The organism is Synechococcus sp. RS9916, assembly GCF_000153825.1.
Lineage (GTDB): Bacteria > Cyanobacteriota > Cyanobacteriia > PCC-6307 > Cyanobiaceae > Synechococcus_C.
This window is the reverse complement of record NZ_DS022299.1, coordinates 1,403,851-1,422,514: the sequence shown is the minus strand read 5'-3', so window position 1 is coordinate 1,422,514 and position 18,664 is coordinate 1,403,851. Positions and strand designations below refer to the sequence as shown.

Annotated in this window: 20 protein-coding genes; 13 read left to right on the top strand and 7 right to left on the bottom strand. The window is 62.5% G+C overall.

Annotated elements, in window-relative coordinates; all coding sequences use genetic code 11:
* Positions 1 to 75 precede the first annotated feature (75 nt).
* Positions 76 to 306: a DUF4278 domain-containing protein gene (locus RS9916_RS13865; protein WP_156777509.1), complete on the top strand. Its 231-nt coding sequence runs from the start codon at positions 76 to 78 to the stop codon at positions 304 to 306.
* A 50-nt stretch (positions 307 to 356) separates the two neighbouring features.
* Here the strand turns inward: RS9916_RS13865 and RS9916_RS07775 are convergent, their stop codons facing one another.
* The 3 genes from RS9916_RS07775 to truB all read right to left on the bottom strand — a co-directional run bounded on the left by RS9916_RS07775 (position 357) and on the right by truB (position 2,388).
* Positions 357 to 536 (bottom strand): hypothetical protein, encoded by a 180-nt coding sequence (locus RS9916_RS07775; RefSeq protein ID WP_038023476.1) that lies wholly within the window; start codon positions 534 to 536, stop codon positions 357 to 359.
* A gap of 100 nt (positions 537 to 636) precedes the next feature.
* On the bottom strand, positions 637 to 1,416 hold the full coding sequence (locus RS9916_RS07770) for a YebC/PmpR family DNA-binding transcriptional regulator (RefSeq protein ID WP_007098790.1): 780 nt from the start codon (positions 1,414 to 1,416) through the stop codon (positions 637 to 639).
* Positions 1,417 to 1,482: 66 nt separating this feature from the next.
* Positions 1,483 to 2,388, bottom strand: a complete 906-nt coding sequence (gene truB, locus RS9916_RS07765; RefSeq protein WP_038024357.1) for a tRNA pseudouridine(55) synthase TruB — start codon at positions 2,386 to 2,388, stop codon at positions 1,483 to 1,485.
* 76 nt (positions 2,389 to 2,464) lie between these two features.
* On the opposite strand from truB, the gene RS9916_RS07760 reads away from it, so the two are divergent.
* Positions 2,465 to 3,214: a bifunctional 2-polyprenyl-6-hydroxyphenol methylase/3-demethylubiquinol 3-O-methyltransferase UbiG gene (locus RS9916_RS07760; RefSeq protein ID WP_007098788.1), complete on the top strand. Its 750-nt coding sequence runs from the start codon at positions 2,465 to 2,467 to the stop codon at positions 3,212 to 3,214.
* Positions 3,215 to 3,311: 97 nt separating this feature from the next.
* Here the strand turns inward: RS9916_RS07760 and rpmA are convergent, their stop codons facing one another.
* Positions 3,312 to 3,578: a 50S ribosomal protein L27 gene (gene rpmA / locus RS9916_RS07755; RefSeq protein ID WP_007098787.1), complete on the bottom strand. Its 267-nt coding sequence runs from the start codon at positions 3,576 to 3,578 to the stop codon at positions 3,312 to 3,314.
* A gap of 46 nt (positions 3,579 to 3,624) precedes the next feature.
* The gene (gene rplU / locus RS9916_RS07750) at positions 3,625 to 3,975 is read right to left on the bottom strand and encodes a 50S ribosomal protein L21 (protein ID WP_007098786.1); all 351 of its coding nucleotides are present in this window, start codon (positions 3,973 to 3,975) and stop codon (positions 3,625 to 3,627) included.
* A gap of 168 nt (positions 3,976 to 4,143) precedes the next feature.
* Between rplU and RS9916_RS07745 the strand changes: the two genes are divergently transcribed.
* From RS9916_RS07745 to kaiC, 3 genes are all read left to right on the top strand, one after another.
* Positions 4,144 to 5,028 carry a circadian clock protein KaiA gene (locus tag RS9916_RS07745; protein ID WP_007098785.1) on the top strand — a complete coding sequence of 295 codons (885 nt, stop codon included), beginning with the start codon at positions 4,144 to 4,146 and terminating at the stop codon, positions 5,026 to 5,028.
* Positions 5,025 to 5,384 (top strand): circadian clock protein KaiB, encoded by a 360-nt coding sequence (kaiB, locus tag RS9916_RS07740; RefSeq protein WP_007098784.1) that lies wholly within the window; start codon positions 5,025 to 5,027, stop codon positions 5,382 to 5,384. The genes RS9916_RS07745 and kaiB overlap by 4 nt, the downstream gene beginning before the upstream one ends.
* 66 nt (positions 5,385 to 5,450) lie before the next feature.
* Positions 5,451 to 6,989 (top strand): circadian clock protein KaiC, encoded by a 1,539-nt coding sequence (gene kaiC, locus RS9916_RS07735; protein WP_007098783.1) that lies wholly within the window; start codon positions 5,451 to 5,453, stop codon positions 6,987 to 6,989.
* Between the two features lie 6 nt (positions 6,990 to 6,995).
* Here kaiC and RS9916_RS07730 read toward each other — a convergent pair whose 3' ends face one another.
* Both RS9916_RS07730 and purD read right to left on the bottom strand, forming a co-directional pair.
* Positions 6,996 to 9,047, bottom strand: coding sequence for an ATP-binding protein (locus RS9916_RS07730; protein WP_007098782.1), 2,052 nt, complete (start codon positions 9,045 to 9,047; stop codon positions 6,996 to 6,998).
* Positions 9,048 to 9,073: 26 nt separating this feature from the next.
* Positions 9,074 to 10,405, bottom strand: coding sequence for a phosphoribosylamine--glycine ligase (gene purD / locus RS9916_RS07725; RefSeq protein ID WP_007098781.1), 1,332 nt, complete (start codon positions 10,403 to 10,405; stop codon positions 9,074 to 9,076).
* Positions 10,406 to 10,504: 99 nt separating this feature from the next.
* On the opposite strand from purD, the gene RS9916_RS07720 reads away from it, so the two are divergent.
* Genes RS9916_RS07720 through msrA form a run of 8 tightly spaced genes read left to right on the top strand, consistent with a single transcriptional unit; the run spans position 10,505 to position 18,605 of the window.
* Positions 10,505 to 11,506, top strand: coding sequence for a hypothetical protein (locus tag RS9916_RS07720; protein WP_038023471.1), 1,002 nt, complete (start codon positions 10,505 to 10,507; stop codon positions 11,504 to 11,506).
* Positions 11,503 to 12,255, top strand: a complete 753-nt coding sequence (purC, locus tag RS9916_RS07715) for a phosphoribosylaminoimidazolesuccinocarboxamide synthase (RefSeq protein WP_007098779.1) — start codon at positions 11,503 to 11,505, stop codon at positions 12,253 to 12,255. Before RS9916_RS07720 ends, purC begins: the two co-directional genes overlap by 4 nt.
* A gap of 45 nt (positions 12,256 to 12,300) precedes the next feature.
* Positions 12,301 to 14,619 (top strand): BamA/TamA family outer membrane protein, encoded by a 2,319-nt coding sequence (locus RS9916_RS07710; RefSeq protein ID WP_007098778.1) that lies wholly within the window; start codon positions 12,301 to 12,303, stop codon positions 14,617 to 14,619.
* A complete protein-coding gene (gene lpxC / locus RS9916_RS07705) occupies positions 14,619 to 15,476 on the top strand; it encodes a UDP-3-O-acyl-N-acetylglucosamine deacetylase (protein ID WP_007098777.1) in 858 nt (285 codons plus the stop codon). The genes RS9916_RS07710 and lpxC overlap by 1 nt, the downstream gene beginning before the upstream one ends.
* Before the next feature lie 60 nt (positions 15,477 to 15,536).
* Positions 15,537 to 15,944: a 3-hydroxyacyl-ACP dehydratase FabZ gene (gene fabZ, locus RS9916_RS07700; RefSeq protein WP_050752313.1), complete on the top strand. Its 408-nt coding sequence runs from the start codon at positions 15,537 to 15,539 to the stop codon at positions 15,942 to 15,944.
* Between the two features lie 5 nt (positions 15,945 to 15,949).
* Positions 15,950 to 16,795: an acyl-ACP--UDP-N-acetylglucosamine O-acyltransferase gene (lpxA, locus tag RS9916_RS07695; protein ID WP_007098775.1), complete on the top strand. Its 846-nt coding sequence runs from the start codon at positions 15,950 to 15,952 to the stop codon at positions 16,793 to 16,795.
* The gene (gene lpxB, locus RS9916_RS07690) at positions 16,795 to 17,973 is read left to right on the top strand and encodes a lipid-A-disaccharide synthase (RefSeq protein ID WP_007098774.1); all 1,179 of its coding nucleotides are present in this window, start codon (positions 16,795 to 16,797) and stop codon (positions 17,971 to 17,973) included. Before lpxA ends, lpxB begins: the two co-directional genes overlap by 1 nt.
* Positions 17,970 to 18,605: a peptide-methionine (S)-S-oxide reductase MsrA gene (gene msrA, locus RS9916_RS07685; protein WP_007098773.1), complete on the top strand. Its 636-nt coding sequence runs from the start codon at positions 17,970 to 17,972 to the stop codon at positions 18,603 to 18,605. Before lpxB ends, msrA begins: the two co-directional genes overlap by 4 nt.
* The last annotated feature ends 59 nt before the right edge of the window (positions 18,606 to 18,664 follow it).

The following is an 18,664-nucleotide window of genomic DNA, read 5'->3' as shown; positions in this document are numbered from 1 at the left end:
CTCTCGACAGATCCTCTAAAACAAATTTGCAAGGCCAAATTGTCTTGCCGACGTTCACTCCGCGGCCCACAGATCGTGAGTCCGGAGCGCAGTTCGTTTCAGGCCATGGAACGGGGGCTTGAGCTAACTCGGAGAACCTTCATGCAGCTCAGTTACATGGGCAACGTTTACACGCGTCAGACCAGCGCTGATGCAAAACCTGTGGTGCAACTCACCTACCGCCGCACGTCTGACGACACCCGTCGGGCCGAGGCTTCTGCAGCTGCTGAAACCCTCACCTATCGCGGAGTGGCCTATCAGCGCTGAGGGCCGCTAGTCCCCAGAGCAAAGCCCCGCCTTGGCGGGGCTTTTTGATGTCAGCGAATGATCGGGGCCGTTTCCGGTAGGCCTGCCACTTGCTCGTTGAGGACCGCCGCAATGATCGTGTGCAGGTAGGCGGCCTGGCGCAGGCGGATTTCGCTGGCCAGATCCGGAGCCCCGCTTTCAAGGGTGGCGGTGAGCTGCTGGAGGGCGGCGAGGTTTTGGAGGCGATTCATGACCGGAGTGGGATCTGCAGTCACCCTCTCCGAGGTGCCTGTACAGGGCTGTGATCTCAATCCGCAGGGCTGTGATCTCGCGCACAGGCCTGCCGGCAGGTCAGTCGATCTCCAGATCCGGCGCCAGTTCGAGATTGGCGCTGATGCTGCTCACGTCGTCGAGGTCCTCCAGCACCTCCAGCAGCTTGAGGCACTGCCGTGCTGTGTCCGAATCCTGAAGCGTGACCTGGGTGAGGGGATGCCAGCAGTGCTCCCACTCCTGCACGCTCCACCCCTGTTTGCGCAGCCCGTTCTGAAGGGCTTCCAGCGCCTCGAAAGAGCCGTGCACCAGGGCTGTGCCGTCGTCGCTGAGCTCATACCCGTCTGCGTCCAGGTTCAGCAGGTCTTCCAGTAGGGCCTCCTCGTCGATCGGGCCTTGGGAACTGCCTTCGCTCTCGGCCACTGGCGCCGCGATGCGCACTTCACTGCGGTGGCTGAACAGGTAGCTGACGCAGCCGCTCTCTCCAAGATTGCCGCCGTTCTTGCTGAAGGCGAGACGAACGTCAGCGGCAGTGCGGTTGCGGTTGTCAGTGAGGGCGTGCACGAGCACGGCAACACCGCCTGCGGCATAGCCCTCGTAGCGGATCGTTTCCAAGGCGTTGGCCCCATCACCGGCCTGGCCGGAGCCCTTGGCAATCGCGCGCTCGATGTTGGCGGCGGGGACGCCGGCGGCCTTGGCTTTGGCGATGGCCGTGCGCAATTGGAAGTTGCCGGCTGGATCCCCCCCGGCCCGTGCGGCCACGGTGATCTCCCGGCCGATGCGGGTGAACACGGCGCCACGTTTGGCGTCCACCACGGCTTTGGTGCGTTTGATTTGGGCCCATTTGCTGTGGCCGGCCATCGATGTGCGTCTGCCCTGAGAACTGGAAGGCAGGGTACCGGCAGGATGCCTGCCTGGTCAGCTTGATCAGCCGCGAGCGTCGAACACCACCTTGGGGCGCAGTTGCTGATCGACTTCCAGAAGTCCCAGGCCGAGCATCACGTCGTTGTCTCCCAGCACCACCACCGGTTCCCCGAGCGTGCCGAGCCCGTCGGGCAGGGTCAGTCTTCGCCCGCAGCGCCAGTCCTCGATCTGTGGGCCCGTGGCCGGGTGTTGAACCAGATGGTTCAGAGCGTTTTGGGGCGCCAGGATCGGTGGCCGTGCGGCTGGCTCCAACGGCCCATCCTCGGGCCAGTCGGGCAGGTCACTGGCCTGATCGATCTGGAAGCCAAGGGCCTGCACCCGGCGCAGGTTGGCCAAGCAGCCTCCGCAGCCCAGCCGTTCTCCCAGATCACGGGCCAACGAGCGGATGTAGGTGCCTGAGGAACAATGCACTTCCAGGGCAAGGCGTCCCTGATCTGCATCCCAGCCGAGAAGTTCCAGCCGGTGAAGGGTGACGGGGCGGGCAGGCAACTCCATCTGTTCGCCGCGTCGCGCGCGCGCATGGGCCCGCACGCCATCCACATGCACGGCTGAGACCTGGGGAGGCCGTTGCTGGATGGCTCCGCGAAAGGAGTCCAGAGCGTCCTCCAGGTCTGCTGCGCTGAGTTGCGGCCAGGGTTGGCTGCTCAGCTGTTCGCCCTCAAGGTCGTCGGTGTTGGTGGTTAGGCCCAGCTGGATGCTGCCCTGATAGGTCTTCTCGCCGGGGAGGTAGGGGAGCAGCCGGGTGGCGGGGCCGAGGGCGATGGGCAGCACGCCGGTCACAGCCGGATCGAGGGTGCCACCGTGGCCCACGCGTTTCAGCCCGAAGCAACGCCGCAACCTGCTCACACAGTTGTGGGAGGTGAGCCCTGCCGGCTTATCGATCACTACGAAGCCGCAAGGAGAGTCCACCAGCGCGTGCGCCCATCTGGCATGACTGTGCCAGCTCGAGCTGACCGGTAGGTTGGCCGCGGCGTGAGACCAGACCATGCAACAGCTTCTATCCAGCAGCGTGGATGTGGCGGCCTTCCTTCACGACGGCCTGGCCGTCAAGGACCACCTCAGCGCCTATCTGTCCCTCCCCCTCGATGAGGTGGAAACTCGTCTCGCCCGCAGTACGGACGACCTGGCGGCTCTCCATCCGGGCGCCTTCCAAGCGGACGATGCCACCGGCTTCTATGAAGACACGGTGGGGACCGGTCACCTGTTGGAGCTGGCGGCTTGGCATCTGAGTAGCGCGGATTACATCGCTGACACCCTTCGCCTTCAGCAGCAATTTGCCCGTGGCCAGGTGCTCGATTTCGGTGGTGGCATTGGCACCCATGCGTTGGCGGCTGCCGCATTGCCGTCTGTCGACCACGTCTGGTTTGTCGACCTCAATCCCCACAACCGGGCGTTTGTTGCCGACCGCGCCAAAGCCCTTGGCCTGGCGGACCGCCTGTCGGTGCATCGAGATCTTGAGAGCTGTGAGGGGCAGCGTTTCGACACAGTGGTGTGCCTCGACGTGTTGGAGCATCTCCCCCATCCCTCGGATCAGTTGGAGTGCTTTCATGCCGCGATGGCGCCCGGCGCCACCGCTCTTCTGAACTGGTATTTCTTCAAGGGACACAACGGTGAATATCCCTTCCATTTCGATGACCCGGCGCTGGTGGATGCTTTCTTCCGCACCCTGCAGACCCGTTTCCTCGAGGTGTTTCACCCCTTCCTGATCACCACCAGGGCTTACCGGCCGCTCTGACAACAAAAAACCTCAGCACCGCGAGGTGCTGAGGTTGCAGGTGGCGAAGTGCGTTAGAGCTCCGCCTCAGGATCGACGTGATCGCTCCGGGCCTCAATCAGCCGGCGGTGGCCACGCTGATGCGCTTGCGGGTGCGAAGGCCGCGCTTGATGGTCTCGAACGTGACAACGCCGTCGGTCAGAGCGAACAGGGTGTCGTCTTTGCCCTGGCCAACATTCAGACCGGGCAAAACGGCGGTGCCGCGTTGACGGATCAGGATCGAACCTGCGGTCACGGTTTCGCCGCCGTAAGCCTTCACGCCAAGGCGCTTGGAATTGGAGTCGCGTCCGTTCCGTGTTGAGCCTGTGCCTTTTTTATGTGCCATGAGAAATGTCGGGGTCGGATGAGTGGAGAAGAGGTGCTGGAGGAGCTCAGCCGATGGCCTTGCCGCCGACCTTGATGGACTGAACCATCACGCGGGTCAGCTCCTGACGATGACCATTCTTGCGGCGGGTCTTCTTCTTGGGGCGCATTTTGTAAACGATCACCTTCGGGCCGCGGCGGTGATCCATCACCTTCAGCTCAACGGTGGCGTCTTTGACGTAAGGCTGGCCAAGGGTGGTGCCTTTGGCGTCCTTCACCAGAAGAACGTTCTCGAGAGTCACGGTCTCGTCAACGCCGGCCTGAAGACGGTCGAGGTCGTAATAGCGGTTGGGCTGCAGCCAGAACTGCTGACCTGAGGCCTCAACAATCGCGTAGGTCTCGTTACTGGGATCTGCCATGGAGAAAAAGTGACGCGTTCAGGCTCGAGATCAGTCGTTGCCAAACCAGTGAATTGGTTCTGAGCGACGCGTCTCGATTCGGCCTGACCCGCAATCGAAAGACAAACAAAGATCTTCCACCTTTGCTTTCCCTTTCGTCAAGATCAGATCAAGAGCCTCCCGCGCAGGATGAATGGTCCGGCCCTCGCCATTGCCTTGCTGCTGAAAAGCCCGAAGCTGCTGCCCGCCTGCCGGTCGTGGTTGCCCGAGAACCGTTACACCGTTGTTGACCTTGGCTTGACGGGGGGCGTCACCGACTTTCAGGCGGCTCTTGAGCAGCAGCGCGAAGCGGTGGATGCGGTGGTGATTGAGCAGTCGCTGCTGGAGCCGGATCTGCGTCGCTCTCTGCTGGAGGCAGGGTTGCTCTTCCCGGCTGTGGTTGTGGGAGAGGTGATGGGTCGGGTGGACTACCACCCAGAAGAGGTGCATCTTCCGGCCGATCAGCTGGAGCAACTCGGTTACAACGTTGATGCGGCCATCTCACGCTTCCTCCGTCATGGGCAAAAGGAAGAACTGCATGGGGAAGGCCAAGCCCTGGATGTGGAAGGCGGTGTGTTGGTGGAAGCCAGTGCCTGGCGGCTGACCAGCCGACTGCAGGAGCGCCTCGGTTACCTCGGTGTGTTTTACAAACGCGATCCCTCGCGTTTTCTCAGTCGTCTTCCCCCTGGCGAGCAGGAGGAATTGTTGAAGTCGTTGGAGCGCACTTATCGCGATCTGTTGCTCAGCTATTTCCGGGATCCAGCGGCGGCGAACCAGGCTCTCGAAAGCTTCGTGAATACTGCCTTCTTTGGTGACCTGCCAATTACAAGAGCTGTGGAAATTCACATGAACTTGATTGACGATTTCTGGAAGAAGCTCAGACTTGAAGGGCACAAGAACGATTTTCTGCAGGACTACCGCTTGGCACTGCTGGATGTGATGGCCCATCTCTGTGAGATGTATCGCCGTTCCATTCCGACAGAGTCTCAATTGGCTCGGTCTGAGCAGTTCGGTGAGGAGGTGGTGTCGTCATGAGCCCACGCAAGACTTACATCCTCAAGCTCTATGTGGCGGGGAATACCCCCAACTCCATGCGGGCGTTGAAAACCCTGCGCAACATTCTTGAGACTGAGTTCAAGGGTGTGTACGCCCTCAAGGTGATTGACGTTCTCAAGAATCCTCAGCTGGCGGAGGAAGACAAGATTCTTGCGACGCCGACGCTTTCGAAGATTTTGCCGCCGCCCGTGCGGCGAATTATCGGCGATCTCTCCGACCGTGAGCGAGTCCTGATTGGTCTCGATCTTCTCTATGACGAGTTGACCGACTCCGGACTGGGTTCTTCATTCAGGGATTCGTTGTCAGATGAAGACATGGTGTCGACAGATTCTTAAGACGATTCGTGGTCATTCGGCCAAGTCTCTTTCCTCTGATTAACGTTCGAGTAATCCAGTGACGTCATGAAGATCTCAGGATCCACGGGCTCTCCTCAGATGCAGGTTCAGAAGCTCCCGACAGGGATCGAGGGCTTTGATGATGTCTGCCATGGCGGTTTGCCGATTGGGCGTAGCACGCTGATCAGCGGCACCTCTGGCACAGGAAAAACGGTTTTTTCGCTGCATTTTCTGCACAACGGCATCGCCCATTTCGATGAGCCTGGGATTTTTGTCACGTTTGAAGAGTCGCCGCTCGATATTCTTCGCAATGCGGCCAGTTTTGGCTGGAATCTTCAGGAGATGGTGGAGCAGGATAAGCTCTTCATCCTCGACGCCTCTCCGGATCCTGATGGTCAGGATGTTGCCGGTAGTTTTGACCTCTCAGGCCTGATTGAGCGCATTAATTACGCCATCCGCAAATACAAGGCCAAGCGGGTGGCCATTGACTCGATCACGGCTGTGTTCCAGCAGTATGACGCTGTGTTCGTGGTGCGACGCGAGATCTTCCGGCTGATTGCCCGTCTCAAGGAAATCGGGGTCACCACGGTGATGACCACCGAGCGCATTGATGAATACGGCCCCATTGCCCGTTATGGGGTTGAGGAATTCGTGTCCGACAATGTCGTGATTCTCCGCAATGTGCTGGAGGGTGAGCGCCGTCGCCGCACGGTTGAAATCCTCAAGCTGCGCGGTACCACGCACATGAAGGGTGAGTTTCCCTTCACCATGGGCGCCCACGGCATCAGCATCTTCCCACTTGGGGCCATGCGTCTGACGCAGCGGTCGTCCAACGTGCGCGTCAGCTCAGGCGTGCAGCGACTCGACGATATGTGTGGCGGAGGATTCTTCAAGGATTCGATCATTCTGGCCACCGGCGCCACCGGTACGGGCAAGACCTTGCTGGTGTCGAAATTCATTGAGGATGCCTGCCGCAATAAGGAGCGAGCCATCCTCTTTGCCTATGAGGAGTCGCGGGCCCAGTTGCTGCGCAACGCCACAAGTTGGGGAATTGATTTTGAGCAGATGGAGCAGGATGGGCTGCTGAAGATTATCTGTGCCTATCCCGAATCCACGGGCCTTGAGGATCACCTCCAGATCATCAAGACGGAGATCAATCAGTTCAAGCCGTCTCGGATGGCGATCGACTCTCTATCGGCTCTTGCCCGAGGTGTAAGCCATAACGCCTTCCGCCAGTTTGTGATCGGGGTCACTGGGTATGCCAAGCAGGAAGAAATCGCTGGTTTCTTTACGAACACATCGGAGGAATTTATGGGGAGTCATTCGATTACCGACTCTCATATTTCCACCATCACCGACACGATCTTGATGCTTCAGTACGTGGAGATCCACGGTGAGATGGCTCGTGCTCTCAACGTGTTCAAGATGCGTGGCTCTTGGCACGACAAAGGCATCCGTGAATTCGTGATCACGGGCAATGGTCCGGAGATCAAGGACTCCTTCTCTAACTTCGAGCGCATCATTAGTGGTGTTCCGCACCGGATCACCACCGATGAGCGCAGCGAGCTGTCGCGGATTGTCCGCGGTGTGAATCCCGACGCCTGATGGCCCTCAGGAGCTGAGTTGCTCTTCGAGGTCGGCCTGTTGCCGTCGGTTCTGGCGTTCCGCTTGAAGCGCCAGCTCGTCCTGGTCGGCAGCGGCTAAGGGAAGGTCGAACCAGAAGGTGGTGCCGACGTCGGGTTCGCTGACCATGAACACCTGGCTGCCGTGTTTCTCGATGATTCCGCGCACGATCGAGAGTCCGAGGCCTGTCCCCACTTCGGTGTGCACAGCGTTTTCGACTCTGTAAAACCGATCGAAGATACGCTGTTGATCCGCTTCACTGATGCCACAGCCGGTGTCGGCGATTTCAATGCGCAGCTTCGGTAAAGGGGAGGTGAGCGCGCAGGTGGGGCCTTCACTGCCCACGATGGCCTGGTCCTTCACCTCGCAGCTGTCGGGCCAGGCGTAGGCCCGGAGCATGAGCGGCCCTCCCGGTCGGCTGAACTTGAGGGCGTTGCCCACCAGGTTGTCGAGCACCTGCAGAATCAGATCCCAGTTGCCCAGCACTTCCGGCAGATCCGGTGCCACCTCCAGGCGTAGGTCCACCTGGCGGTCCTCGGCATTGAGCCGATAGGTGCGCAGGGTCTGTTCCATCGCCGGCCGCAGACTGACGGGTTCGAACTGAACCACTCGGCCCGACTCCAGTCGGGACAGGTCGAGAACATCGTTGACCAGGCGGGTCAGCCGATCGGTTTCGTCATTGGCGACGCCAAGAAACTCTTTTTGCTCGTCTGCACTCAGTTGATCACCGAGATCATGCAGGGTTTCGACGTAGCTCTTGATGTTGAACAGCGGTGTGCGCAGTTCGTGGGAGACGTTGCTGATGAAACGACTTTGGGCGGCGTTGAGTTCGACTTCGCGGGTGAGGTCTTGAATGGTGACGGCGATGCCTTTCAGGCTTTCCCCGCTGGCATCGCGCACCGCTTGGAACACAAAGCGCAGGGTGCGGGGCGGCTCCCCGGCGCTGCTGCGTAATTCGTTGCTGTCGGCGGAGTTGCACAGCACGGCATCCAAGGTGCTGTGCAGTTCGACGGAGAGCAATTCCGGCAGTTCACCGAGGAAGTCCTGCCCCTCGAGCTTGCGACCTTCCCAGCGGAACAACCGGCGGGCTGTGGGGTTGGCCAGCACGATCTGCCCCTGGGCATCCAGGAGCACAGCTCCATCCGCCATGGTGGCAATTAAGGAGGCCTGCTTAACCTGCGCGGCGGTCAGCTCCTCAATGTTGGCGGCGTCATAGGCCTGGAGCTGGGAGGCCATTGCGTTGAAGCCATCGAGCAGTTCGCCCAGTTCGCCCCCCACCGGAAGACCAATGCGGGTCTGGAAGTCGCCTCGAGCGATGCGACGGACACCCCGCAGCAATTCCTTCACCGGGCGGGTGATGGTGAGGGCGTTGAACACCGCCCCCAGGATCACCAGAACCCAGATGGAGATGAACACCGCCACGGTGACTTCTCGCGTGAGCGCCGCGCTGGCCAAGCCCGTTTCGCTGGGATTGACCCCCAGGGCCAGAACGCCCAGATAGCGGCCATTGCGGACCAGGGGAACGAAGACATCGGTCACCTTCCCCTGGGGGGTCAGGTGTTGACGCACTAAAGGGTTCTGGGGACGGGTCTGCAGCTCTGCCGGCAGTTGCAGCCTGCGGTTCAGGCGTAGGTCGCTGGTGCCACCGGCGGCACTGCCGCTGATGGGGATGCCCAGATAGACCACACCCTCGGGATCGGCGAAAAAGATGTAGCGGAGGCTGGTGCTGGACCGCCAGAACTTTTCGGCCACATTGGCCAGCTCGCGATCATGGCCATGGTCCACCAGCTCGGTGACATTGCCCGCCAGTAGCAGCCCAAGATCTCTGGCGTAGCGCGTGTCGTTCATCACGGCATCCCGTTGGATGCCGTTGAGCGCAAAGAAGGTGATGCCGGTCATCACCAGACTCACCACCAGGGTGGCAATGGCCAGGAGTTTGGTCTGAAGGCTGAATTCAGCCCACCAGCCACTGAAGCGCTGCCACCACGACGGGGCAGCCTCTGCAGCGGGCTCAGAAGCAGGTGGGTTGCTGGAGACCATCGCCGCCGCAGTGCGTGACAGCGAGCCTAGGGCTGCCGCACCTGATGGCCGATGTCACGGCGGTAGTGCATGCCATCGAAGCGCACCTGCTCGAGAGCCTGGTACGCGCTGGCGAAGGCTTGATCGAAATCAGTGCCTTGGGCGGTCATCGTCAGCACCCGGCCACCGGAGCTCAACAAGCGGCCCTGGTCATCGCGGCACGTGCCGGCGTGGAACAGCTGGTGATTCGCGCCGGGTTGCAGATCGACCTGGATGGCATCGCCTTTGCGCGGTGCCTCCGGATAGCCGGCCGCCGCGGCCACCACGCAGACGCTGCAGTCGGCCTCGATGGTCAAGCTTGGGGCCAGATCGAGGCGTCCGAGGGCGCAGGCCTGAAGCACCTGGGCCAGTTCCGGCCCCATCAGTGGCATCAGGGTCTGGCACTCCGGGTCCCCGAACCGGCAGTTGTATTCGATCACCTGGGGCCCGTCTTGGGTGAGCATCAAGCCCGCGTAAATCACGCCGCGATAATTGATGCCCCGCTCCCGTAGCGCTTTGAGGGTGGGTTTCAGCACAAGCTGACGCACGGTTTCAAGGCCCTCGCCATCCAGCAAAGGGGCTGGCGCATAGGCCCCCATACCGCCGGTGTTGGGGCCTTGATCCCCATCCAGCAGGCGCTTGTGATCCTGGGCTGGCGGCAGGATCACCATGCGCTCGCCGTCGCAGAGAGCGAACACCGACACCTCCGGTCCCTGCAGGCATTCCTCCAGCACTACCCGCTCCCCGGCCGAGCCGAATCGCCCGCCGAAAGCCTCGCGGATCGCGTTGGCGGATTCCTCCACGCTTGTCGCAACGGTGACGCCTTTGCCGGCCGCCAGGCCATCGGCTTTCACCACCAGGGGCCGTTGAATCTGCTCAAGAACGGCAAGACCCTCCTCAGCACTGCTGATCGACCAATGGCCGGCGGTGGGAATGGAGGCGTCCTGCATCAGTTGCTTGGCCCAGGCCTTGCTCGCTTCCAGTTGGGCCCCATCGGCGCTCGGGCCGAACACGGCGACCCCTGCATCCCGCAAGTGATCCGCTAGTCCGGCGGCCAGGGGTGCTTCCGGGCCCACCACCACGAGGTCCACCGAGGCGCTGCGGCAATGGTCCAGCAGTGCGGCGTGATCGCTTTCGGCAATTGTCAAGCGGCAGTAGCCCGCGTCGCCTGCTGACGCGGGATCCGGAACACCGCCATTCCCCGGACTGACCCACACCTTTTCGATGCCCGGGCAGCGGCTCAAGGCCCAACCCAGGGCATGTTCCCGACCACCACTGCCGACCACAAGCACCCTCTGCAGGGCGGGAAGCGACTGGAGACCGGAAGCGGAGTTGGCCATGGCAGCGAATCGGGCGGGGCAGGGCCCTTAGGTTTGAGCGGATCGCCGGGCACGAGCGCCTGGGTCGATCTGCGTCCATCTTTGTTGAACGGCTGCCCCATGGGGATTCCCTCCCTCTCCATCTCCCTGCTGCTGGCAGCCGCTCCCCTGCCTGTGGAGCCAGCCGCAGCTGCGGCGCCGCCGCCGAGCCAACCGATGGCGGAAGCGGAGTATCTCCAGGTGCTCGAGAGCGGGAATCTGGCTCAACTGGATGGGGCCTGCCGCGATGCGGCCCGCTTCGGGTTGGGCCAACGGATGCGTGACCTGCGCGAGCGGTTGATGCTGGTGGCCCCGGCTCCGCAGCCGTTTGCGGTGGTGACCGCCAATGCTCGGGCGTTGTTGGCGTGCCGCGCACCCGGGAGTGCGCGGCGGGTGCTCACGCGCTACGGCCCTGGCCCCGGCCTCCAGCGGCAGGAGTGGTTGCTGCTGTCTTGGCGAGCGGCATCTGCAGCCTTGGATCACGAGGCTGCGGTTCTGGCGCTGCGTCGGCTTGCGGATGGCGATCTTTCGCGCCTGGAAGCACTGCAGGTGGAGGTGGGAGAGAGCGACGCTGGACTGCCGTTAACCCGTTCGGCCCTGGATCAACTGGCTTTGCATGAAGCGGCTTTGGGGCGCCTCGATCGAGCGGCGGCTGTGGCGCTCAGTGCTCAGACACCAGGGCTGGTGGCGGCGGAGCGTTTGGGGCTCGCTGCCCGTTGGCTGGAAATGCTCGGTCAGCACGATGCCAGCCAGTTGATTGAAGCGGCTCTCGATCAGGCTGCAGCGGCGGAGGCCTGGGCGCTTGCAGAGGAATTGCTGCGGCTGCAATTGCGCTTGGAACGCAATGCTGGTGGCGACGGTGCACGGCCGCGGGCCCGCTTGGAGCGGTTGGCCACCCGGGTGGATGACCGTTACACCCTTTGGCAACTGCTCCAGGACGGGACGGAGTCCCCTGAGCAGGACCGTCAGCGTGCCGAGCTGGAACGCCAGTTGCGTTCCCCCCGGGACCAGGCCGGGCAGTCCTCCCTGGAAGAATCAATCAAGCCAGGGCCAGCTGGTCCCGTTACGCCTGCGAATCCATGACCCTCTCCCACGGTGCTCTGCTCTATGAGGGCAAGGCCAAGCGTGTGTATGCCGTCGATCAGGACGACCGGGTGCTGGTCGAGTACAAGAACGACGCCACGGCATTTAATGCCCTCAAGCGTGAGCAGATTGAAGACAAAGGCCGCCTGAACTGTCAGATCTCAGCGCGCCTGTTTGAGGTGCTCGAACGCGACGGGATCCCGACCCACTATCTGGGTCTGGTGGACGAGACCTGGATGGCCGTCCAGAAGGTGGAGGTGATCCCTCTGGAGGTGGTGCTGCGCAATGTGGCCACCGGATCGCTCTGCAAGCAAACCCCGATTGCCCCTGGCACCAGCCTGGAGCCAGCCCTGCTTGACCTCTATTACAAAGACGATGCCTTCGGTGATCCTTTGCTGACCGAGGCCCGTCTTGAGTTGCTGCAACTTGTGACTGCAGAACAGCGCGTGGCGATCGAGCGCCTGGCCCGTCATGTCAACGCTGCCCTGGTGCCCTTTTTCCGCAGCCTTGATCTTCAGCTGGTGGATTTCAAGCTCGAACTCGGTTGCAACACCGCAGGGGAGCTGGTGGTGGCTGATGAGATCAGTCCTGACACCTGCCGGCTGTGGGACCTGCGCACGACCGATCCCCAGGAGCGAATTCTCGACAAGGATCGTTTCCGTCAAGATCTCGGTGGGGTGATCGAGGCCTACGGGGAGGTCTGCAAACGGGTCCAAGGGGCCTGCCCGAACCCCCGCAACTGCGGGTAAGGTCGCGAGGACTTAGCGGCTTTTGGGCCGACTCCTCCTCCTTTCATGGTCAACTTCTCCTCCAGCCGGACCAAGGACGCCGTTCGGCAGGGGGCGCTGGGCCTGGCACTGGCCCTGCCGCTTCTGGCCACGGCTCCGGTGCGCGCTCAGGACGAGAGTCCTGCATCAGCGGATGCCGAAACGGTCACGGAGACCGAAGCCATCACCGTGGATGTGCTGGAGGGCTCTACAGAGGACGGCGATGCCTCGACCGATGGCGAGCAGGTGGAGGCCACTGAGGTGGACTCCCTCGAGGTGACCCCAGCGCCTGCTGCTAACCCAGTCGCACAACCGATTCAGGAGCAGCCACCGGAACAGCCCAGGGTGCTGATCAGTGAGGTGGTGATCGAAGGCATTGCCGGCCATCCGGAGCAGGAGCGCCTTGAGCTGGCGGCCTATGACGCCATGGGGGTGCGCCCAGGCAGCCGCGTCACCCGCGACCAGCTCAAGCTCGATCTGGATGCGATCTACGCCACCGGCTGGTTCTCCGATGTGCGGATCGAACCCGTTGACGGCCCCCTGGGGGTGAAGCTGCAAGTGCAGGTGGTGCCGAACCCGGTGCTCACCAAGGTGGAGCTGGAGCCGGAGGATTCCAAAATCCCCGCCAGCGTGATCGCTGACACCTTCAGTTCTGATTACGGCCGCACGCTCAACCTCAATGAGCTGCAGCTGCGCATGAAGGAGCTGCAGGGCTGGTACACCAAGGAGGGCTATTCCCTGGCGCGGGTGTCAGGGCCGAGCCGCGTCAGCCCTGAGGGGGTGGTGCAGCTCAAGGTGGTGATCGGCACCGTCGCTGGTGTTGAGGTTCAGTTCCTCAACAAGGAGGGCGAGGCCACCAACGACAAGGGTGAGCCGATCAAGGGCAAGACACGGCCCTGGGTGGTGACCCGCGAGATCTCGATCCAGCCGGGTCAGCCCTTCAATCGCACCCAGCTGGAAGGGGACCTCAAGCGTCTTTACGGCACTTCCCTGTTCAGCGATGTGAAGGTGACCCTCAAGCCCGTGGCCGGTGAGCCCGGCAGCGTCACCATCATCCTCGGCATCGTCGAGCAGTCGACCGGTTCTCTTTCGGGTGGTCTGGGGTACAGCCAGAGCCAGGGTGTGTTCGGTCAGGTGCAGTTGGCTGACACCAACCTGCTGGGCCGGGCTTGGAACCTCGCGCTCAATATCACCTACGGCCAGTACGGCGGTCTGGCCAACTTCACCTTCACCGATCCCTGGATCAAGGGCGATCAGCACCGCACCTCATTCCGCACGTCGCTGTTCCTGAGCCGTGAAGTGCCTCAGGTGTTCCAGAGCCAGGACAACGGCAACATCCTCACCCTGCGCGACTACGCCGACAACGGTGGTCAGTACGCCTATTCGATCACCAATCCCCCGAGCTCGTTCAACACCGACAAGTTCAAGAGCGTCACCAAAGCCGATAACGACTTCCCCAAGACCAGTTGGTTTGAGTTCGAGGGTGATTCCGTGGCCCTCCAGCGGGTCGGCGGCAATGTGATCTTTGCCCGCCCCCTCAATGGCGGTGATCCCTACAAGAGCGTTCCCTGGAACGTGTTGGTGGGCCTCAACGTGCAGAACGTGCGGCCGATCAACTTCAACGGTGATTCCCGCGTTTACGCGCTCCCGAACCGAAACATCGAAGACCACCGCATCCCCAACGACGAGGTTGTGTGTGTGTCCTTCAACTGCGCCACGGAGAACAACCTGGCCGGTCTGCGTTTCGCTGCGACCTACAGCAACCTCAACGATCCGCGGAACCCAACGTCGGGCAACTTCTTCAGTTTCGGTACGGAGCAGTTCGTCTCCGTTGGTGAGAACTCCCCCACCTTCAACCGTGTTCGCACCACCTACACCCACTTCATCCCGGTCAACTGGTTGCGCATCGCCAAAGGCTGCCGTCCCAAGCCCGGTGAAAAGGCCAACTGCCCGCAGGCGATCGGCATTCAGCTGAAGGCGGGCACGGTGCTTGGCCAGCTCCCCCCCTACGAAGCGTTCTGTCTGGGTGGTTCCAACTCCGTGCGTGGTTGGTATGACTGCGATCTGGCCGTGGGCCGCAGCTTCGGTGAAGCCACGATCGAATACCGCTTCCCGATCATCAGCATCTTCTCCGGTGAGATCTTTGCGGATGCCGGCACCGATTTCGGCTCCCAAGCCAATGTGCCCGGCAGGCCTGGTCAACTACTGGAGAAGCCCGGTTCCGGTTTCTCGGTCGGTACGGGTGTGATCGTCACCACCCCTGTGGGCCCGCTGCGACTGGAGGTCGCCAGCCAAGACTTCACCGGTGACTGGCGCTTCAACCTCGGCGTCGGCTGGAAGTTCTGATGCAGATCTGGCCTGTCGATTACGACGGCGCCTGGACCCTTGCTGGTGCCATCACCCGCTCGGGTGTTGGCCTCCACAGTGGTGTGGATGTCTCGGTCACGCTGCTGCCGAGCGAGCGCCCCGGGTACTGGGTGTCGTGGGACGACGAGTCCAGTGGTGCCCCCGTGCAGCTGGCTCCCAGTCAGGTGCGCGACAGTCAGCTCTGCACCACCCTCGATTTCGGGGAGCGTCGTCTGGCCACGGTGGAGCATTTGCTGGCTGCCCTCGCGGGCACGGGCATCACCCATGCGGAGCTGCGGGTGAGTGGTGCGGAGGTGCCGCTCCTGGATGGTTCGGCCCTGGGATGGGTGGAGGCGATCGCGGACGTGGGCCTTGTGCCTGCAGCATCGCCGCGTGTTCCGCGCCCCAGCCTGGAGCAGCCGCTGGTGAAGCATCGGGGCTCCAGTGTGATCACGGCCGTTCCAGCCGACCAGTTCAGCGTCGTGGGCGCGATTGATTTCCCCCAGCCGGCGATTGGTCGTCAGCAGTTCAGCCTCACCCTTACCCCGGAGCTGTTCGTGAGCGAGATCGCCCCGGCCCGCACCTTCGGGTTTCGTGAGCAGGTGGAGCAGTTGCGCGCTGCCGGGTTGATTCAGGGGGGAGCCCTTGATAACGCCCTGGTCTGTGACGGGGATCACTGGCTCAATCCACCCCTGAGGTTCGATGATGAGCCGGTGCGCCATAAGCTGCTCGACTTGATTGGCGATCTGGCTCTGGTTGGCTTGCCTTCGGCGCAGGTGCTGGTCTATCGGGGCTCCCATGGACTGCACACCGACCTGGCTGCCGCTCTCGTTGCCACTCCCCTGTCCTCCAGCTGAATTCCCTTGACCCAGGCTTCCACCACACCCGCGGAACCGCTCCTCAACAGCGAGCAGATCATGGGGTTGCTGCCCCATCGCTATCCCTTCGCTCTGGTGGATCGGGTGCTGGAGCACGAGCCCGGCGTGCGTGCGGTGGCGATCAAAAACATCACCCTCAATGAACCCCAGTTTCAGGGCCATTTCCCTGACAGGCCTTTGATGCCCGGGGTGTTGATCGTGGAAGCGATGGCCCAGGTGGGTGGCCTGATCGTGAAGCAGATGCCCGATCTGCCCAATGGCCTGTTTGTGTTCGCCGGAATTGATGGTGTTCGCTTCCGCAGGCCTGTGGTGCCCGGTGATCAGCTGCGCATCAGTTGCGAGTTGGTCAGCCTTAAGCGGAAGCGGTTCGGCAAGGTGAAAGCCGAGGCCACCGTGGATGGTCAGCTGGTCTGCTCCGGAGACCTGATGTTCTCGATGATGGACTGAAGGCCATGAGTGAGAACGCAGCTTCAGCGATCAGTGACCGTCAACCTGCGCAGGTGCATCCCCTGGCCTGCGTCGACCCCAAGGCCGAACTGGCCGAGGGTGTGGTGATCAGCCCTGGTGCCGTGGTCGGCCCCGAGGTGCGCATTGGTGCCCACACCTGGATCGGTCCGAACGCGGTGCTTGATGGTCGGCTCACGATCGGCGCCCACAACCGCATTTTTCCCGGCGCCTGTCTGGGGCAGGAACCTCAGGATTTGAAATACCGCGGTGCCCCCACCGAAGTGGTGATTGGGGACCACAACACCATTCGCGAGTGCGTGACCATCAACCGCGGCACCCATGAAGGGGAGGTGACCCGCATTGGTGATCGCAACCTGTTGATGGCTTACTGCCATCTGGGCCACCTCTGCACCCTGGGCAACGACATCGTGATGTCGAACGCCATTCAGGTGGCCGGTCATGTGGTGATTGAAGACAGGGCGGTGATCGGCGGCTGTCTGGGTATCCACCAGTTCGTTCATATCGGCAGCATGGCGATGGTGGGTGGCATGACCCGTGTGGATCGGGATGTGCCCCCCTACTGCCTGGTGGAAGGGCATCCCGGCCGGGTGCGTGGGTTGAACCGCGTGGGCCTGCGCCGCAGCGGCATGGCCCAGAGCCATGAGGGGCGCGAGATGCGCCAGCTTCAGGAGATCTGGACCCTGCTTTACCGCTCGGATCATGTGATTGCTGAAGGCCTCAAGCTGGCCCAACAGCAGGAGCTGCTGCCTGCAGCGGACCACCTTTGCCGCTTCCTGGAGGCATCGATTGGCCAGGGCCGTCGTGGTCCCATGCCCGCCGCCAGCCGCTGATGGTGCGCGTGCTGATCAGCACCGGTGAAGTCTCCGGTGATTTGCAGGGAAGCCTGTTGGTGTCAGCTCTGCACCGGCAGGCCGCCGTGCGCGGGGTGCCGCTGGAGGTGATTGCGCTGGGTGGGGCGCGCATGCAGGCCGCCGGCGCTGAGCTGCTCGCAGATACGGCCCCCTTGGGTTCGATCGGTCTGCTGGAGGCGCTGCCCCTGGTGCTTCCCACCCTCAAGCTGCAGGCGCGGGTGAACCGTGAACTGACGGCCCGCCCCCCGGATGCGGTGGTGTTGATCGACTACATGGGGGCCAATGTGCGCCTCGGACAGCGCCTCCGGCGGCAACTGCCGCAGGTGCCGATCACTTATTACATCGCCCCCCAGGAATGGGCCTGGCGTATGAATGACGGCGGCACCAGCAGCTTGCTGAAGTTCACCGATCGCATCCTGGCCATCTTCCCGGAGGAAGCGGCGTTTTATGCCTCCCATGGCGCGGAGGTCACCTGGGTGGGCCATCCGTTGCTGGATCTCACCGCCGACCGGCCCGACCGCGCGGAGGCGCGTCGTCAGCTCGGGCTTGAGCCGGAGGGTCGTCTGCTGCTGCTGTTGCCGGCGTCCCGTCCTCAGGAGTTGCGCTACCTGATGCCGGTGCTGGCTGAAGTGGCAGCTCGCCTGCAGGCCCGTGACCCGGGCCTGGCGGTGATGGTGCCGGCGGGGCTGAGTCGTTTTGAACAGCCTCTAGAGGAAGCCCTGGCAGCCGCTGGGGTGAAGGGCCGGGTGATCCCTGCGGCCGACGCGGATGCCCTCAAGCCGGTGCTGTTCGCAGCCGCGGATCTGGCGCTTGGGAAATCAGGCACCGTGAATCTGGAGTTGGCCCTCCAGGGCGTCCCCCAGGTGGTGGGGTACCGCGTCAGTCGCCTGACCGCTTGGGTGGCGCGTTATCTGCTTCGCTTCCAGGTGGATCACATCTCACCGGTGAACCTGCTGTTGAAGGAGCGGTTGGTGCCGGAGCTTCTGCAGGATGACTTCACCGTGGAAGACTTTCTGGCTCAGGCGATTCCCCTGTTGGACGATGGGCCGAGTCGTGCCCGGATGCATGACGGTTACCGCCGCCTGCGCGAGACGCTTGGCACCCCTGGTGTCACCGATCGGGCGGCGGCGGCAATTCTTGATTCGATCCCCCAATGATTCGCTTCTTTGTTGCGCTGCTGCTGGTGCCGCTGTTACTGGCAGGAGGGCCGGCCGCCTGGGCCGGTGCCACCCAGGAGGCGGTGCTGGCCGGTGGGTGTTTCTGGTGTCTTGAACATGATCTGGAGTCGGTCCCCGGTGTGATTTCCGCGGAGAGCGGCTACAGCGGTGGCCATGTCGACAACCCCACCTACCGGCAGGTGAGTGGTGAGACCACGGGCCACCAGGAGTCGGTGCGGGTGCGTTTCGACTCCGGCGCGATCACTTACGCGACCCTGCTGCGTCACTACTGGCGCAATGTGGATCCTCTCGATGGTGACGGCCAGTTCTGCGATCGCGGTGATTCCTATCGGCCTGTGATCTTCACCGATGGGGATGACCAGGTTGCAGCAGCTCAGACAAGCGCGGCGGCCGTGGCCCGGGAGTTGCAGGTGCCGGCTGACGCCCTCAAGGTGCAGATCCGTCCTGCGGCGCGCTTCTGGCCTGCTGAGGACTATCACCAGAATTACGCCGATCGCAACCCGATCCAGTACAACTACTACCGCTTCGCCTGTGGCCGCGACCGCCGCTTGGATCAGGTATGGGGCAAGGTGGCGCGCACAGGCAATTCTTGGCTGAACCAGGCCCCGTAGACGCCAGCGACACCAGAGCCAGGAGCACAAAAAAAGGAGGGCCCCTCAGCTCCTCCCCT

Excerpts from the sequence above, each read along its gene's own strand:
- RS9916_RS07775 (WP_038023476.1), bottom strand. The coding sequence starts at position 536 with ATGAATCGCCTCCAAAACCTCGCCGCCCTCCAGCAGCTCACCGCCACC.
- RS9916_RS07770 (WP_007098790.1), bottom strand. The coding sequence starts at position 1,416 with ATGGCCGGCCACAGCAAATGGGCCCAAATCAAACGCACCAAAGCCGTG.
- RS9916_RS07760 (WP_007098788.1), top strand. The coding sequence starts at position 2,465 with ATGCAACAGCTTCTATCCAGCAGCGTGGATGTGGCGGCCTTCCTTCAC.
- rpmA (WP_007098787.1), bottom strand. The coding sequence starts at position 3,578 with ATGGCACATAAAAAAGGCACAGGCTCAACACGGAACGGACGCGACTCC.
- rplU (WP_007098786.1), bottom strand. The coding sequence starts at position 3,975 with ATGGCAGATCCCAGTAACGAGACCTACGCGATTGTTGAGGCCTCAGGT.
- RS9916_RS07745 (WP_007098785.1), top strand. The coding sequence starts at position 4,144 with ATGAATGGTCCGGCCCTCGCCATTGCCTTGCTGCTGAAAAGCCCGAAG.
- kaiB (WP_007098784.1), top strand. The coding sequence starts at position 5,025 with ATGAGCCCACGCAAGACTTACATCCTCAAGCTCTATGTGGCGGGGAAT.
- kaiC (WP_007098783.1), top strand. The coding sequence starts at position 5,451 with ATGAAGATCTCAGGATCCACGGGCTCTCCTCAGATGCAGGTTCAGAAG.
- RS9916_RS07730 (WP_007098782.1), bottom strand. The coding sequence starts at position 9,047 with ATGGTCTCCAGCAACCCACCTGCTTCTGAGCCCGCTGCAGAGGCTGCC.
- purD (WP_007098781.1), bottom strand. The coding sequence starts at position 10,405 with ATGGCCAACTCCGCTTCCGGTCTCCAGTCGCTTCCCGCCCTGCAGAGG.
- RS9916_RS07720 (WP_038023471.1), top strand. The coding sequence starts at position 10,505 with ATGGGGATTCCCTCCCTCTCCATCTCCCTGCTGCTGGCAGCCGCTCCC.
- purC (WP_007098779.1), top strand. The coding sequence starts at position 11,503 with ATGACCCTCTCCCACGGTGCTCTGCTCTATGAGGGCAAGGCCAAGCGT.
- RS9916_RS07710 (WP_007098778.1), top strand. The coding sequence starts at position 12,301 with ATGGTCAACTTCTCCTCCAGCCGGACCAAGGACGCCGTTCGGCAGGGG.
- lpxC (WP_007098777.1), top strand. The coding sequence starts at position 14,619 with ATGCAGATCTGGCCTGTCGATTACGACGGCGCCTGGACCCTTGCTGGT.
- fabZ (WP_050752313.1), top strand. The coding sequence starts at position 15,537 with ATGGGGTTGCTGCCCCATCGCTATCCCTTCGCTCTGGTGGATCGGGTG.
- lpxA (WP_007098775.1), top strand. The coding sequence starts at position 15,950 with ATGAGTGAGAACGCAGCTTCAGCGATCAGTGACCGTCAACCTGCGCAG.
- lpxB (WP_007098774.1), top strand. The coding sequence starts at position 16,795 with ATGGTGCGCGTGCTGATCAGCACCGGTGAAGTCTCCGGTGATTTGCAG.
- msrA (WP_007098773.1), top strand. The coding sequence starts at position 17,970 with ATGATTCGCTTCTTTGTTGCGCTGCTGCTGGTGCCGCTGTTACTGGCA.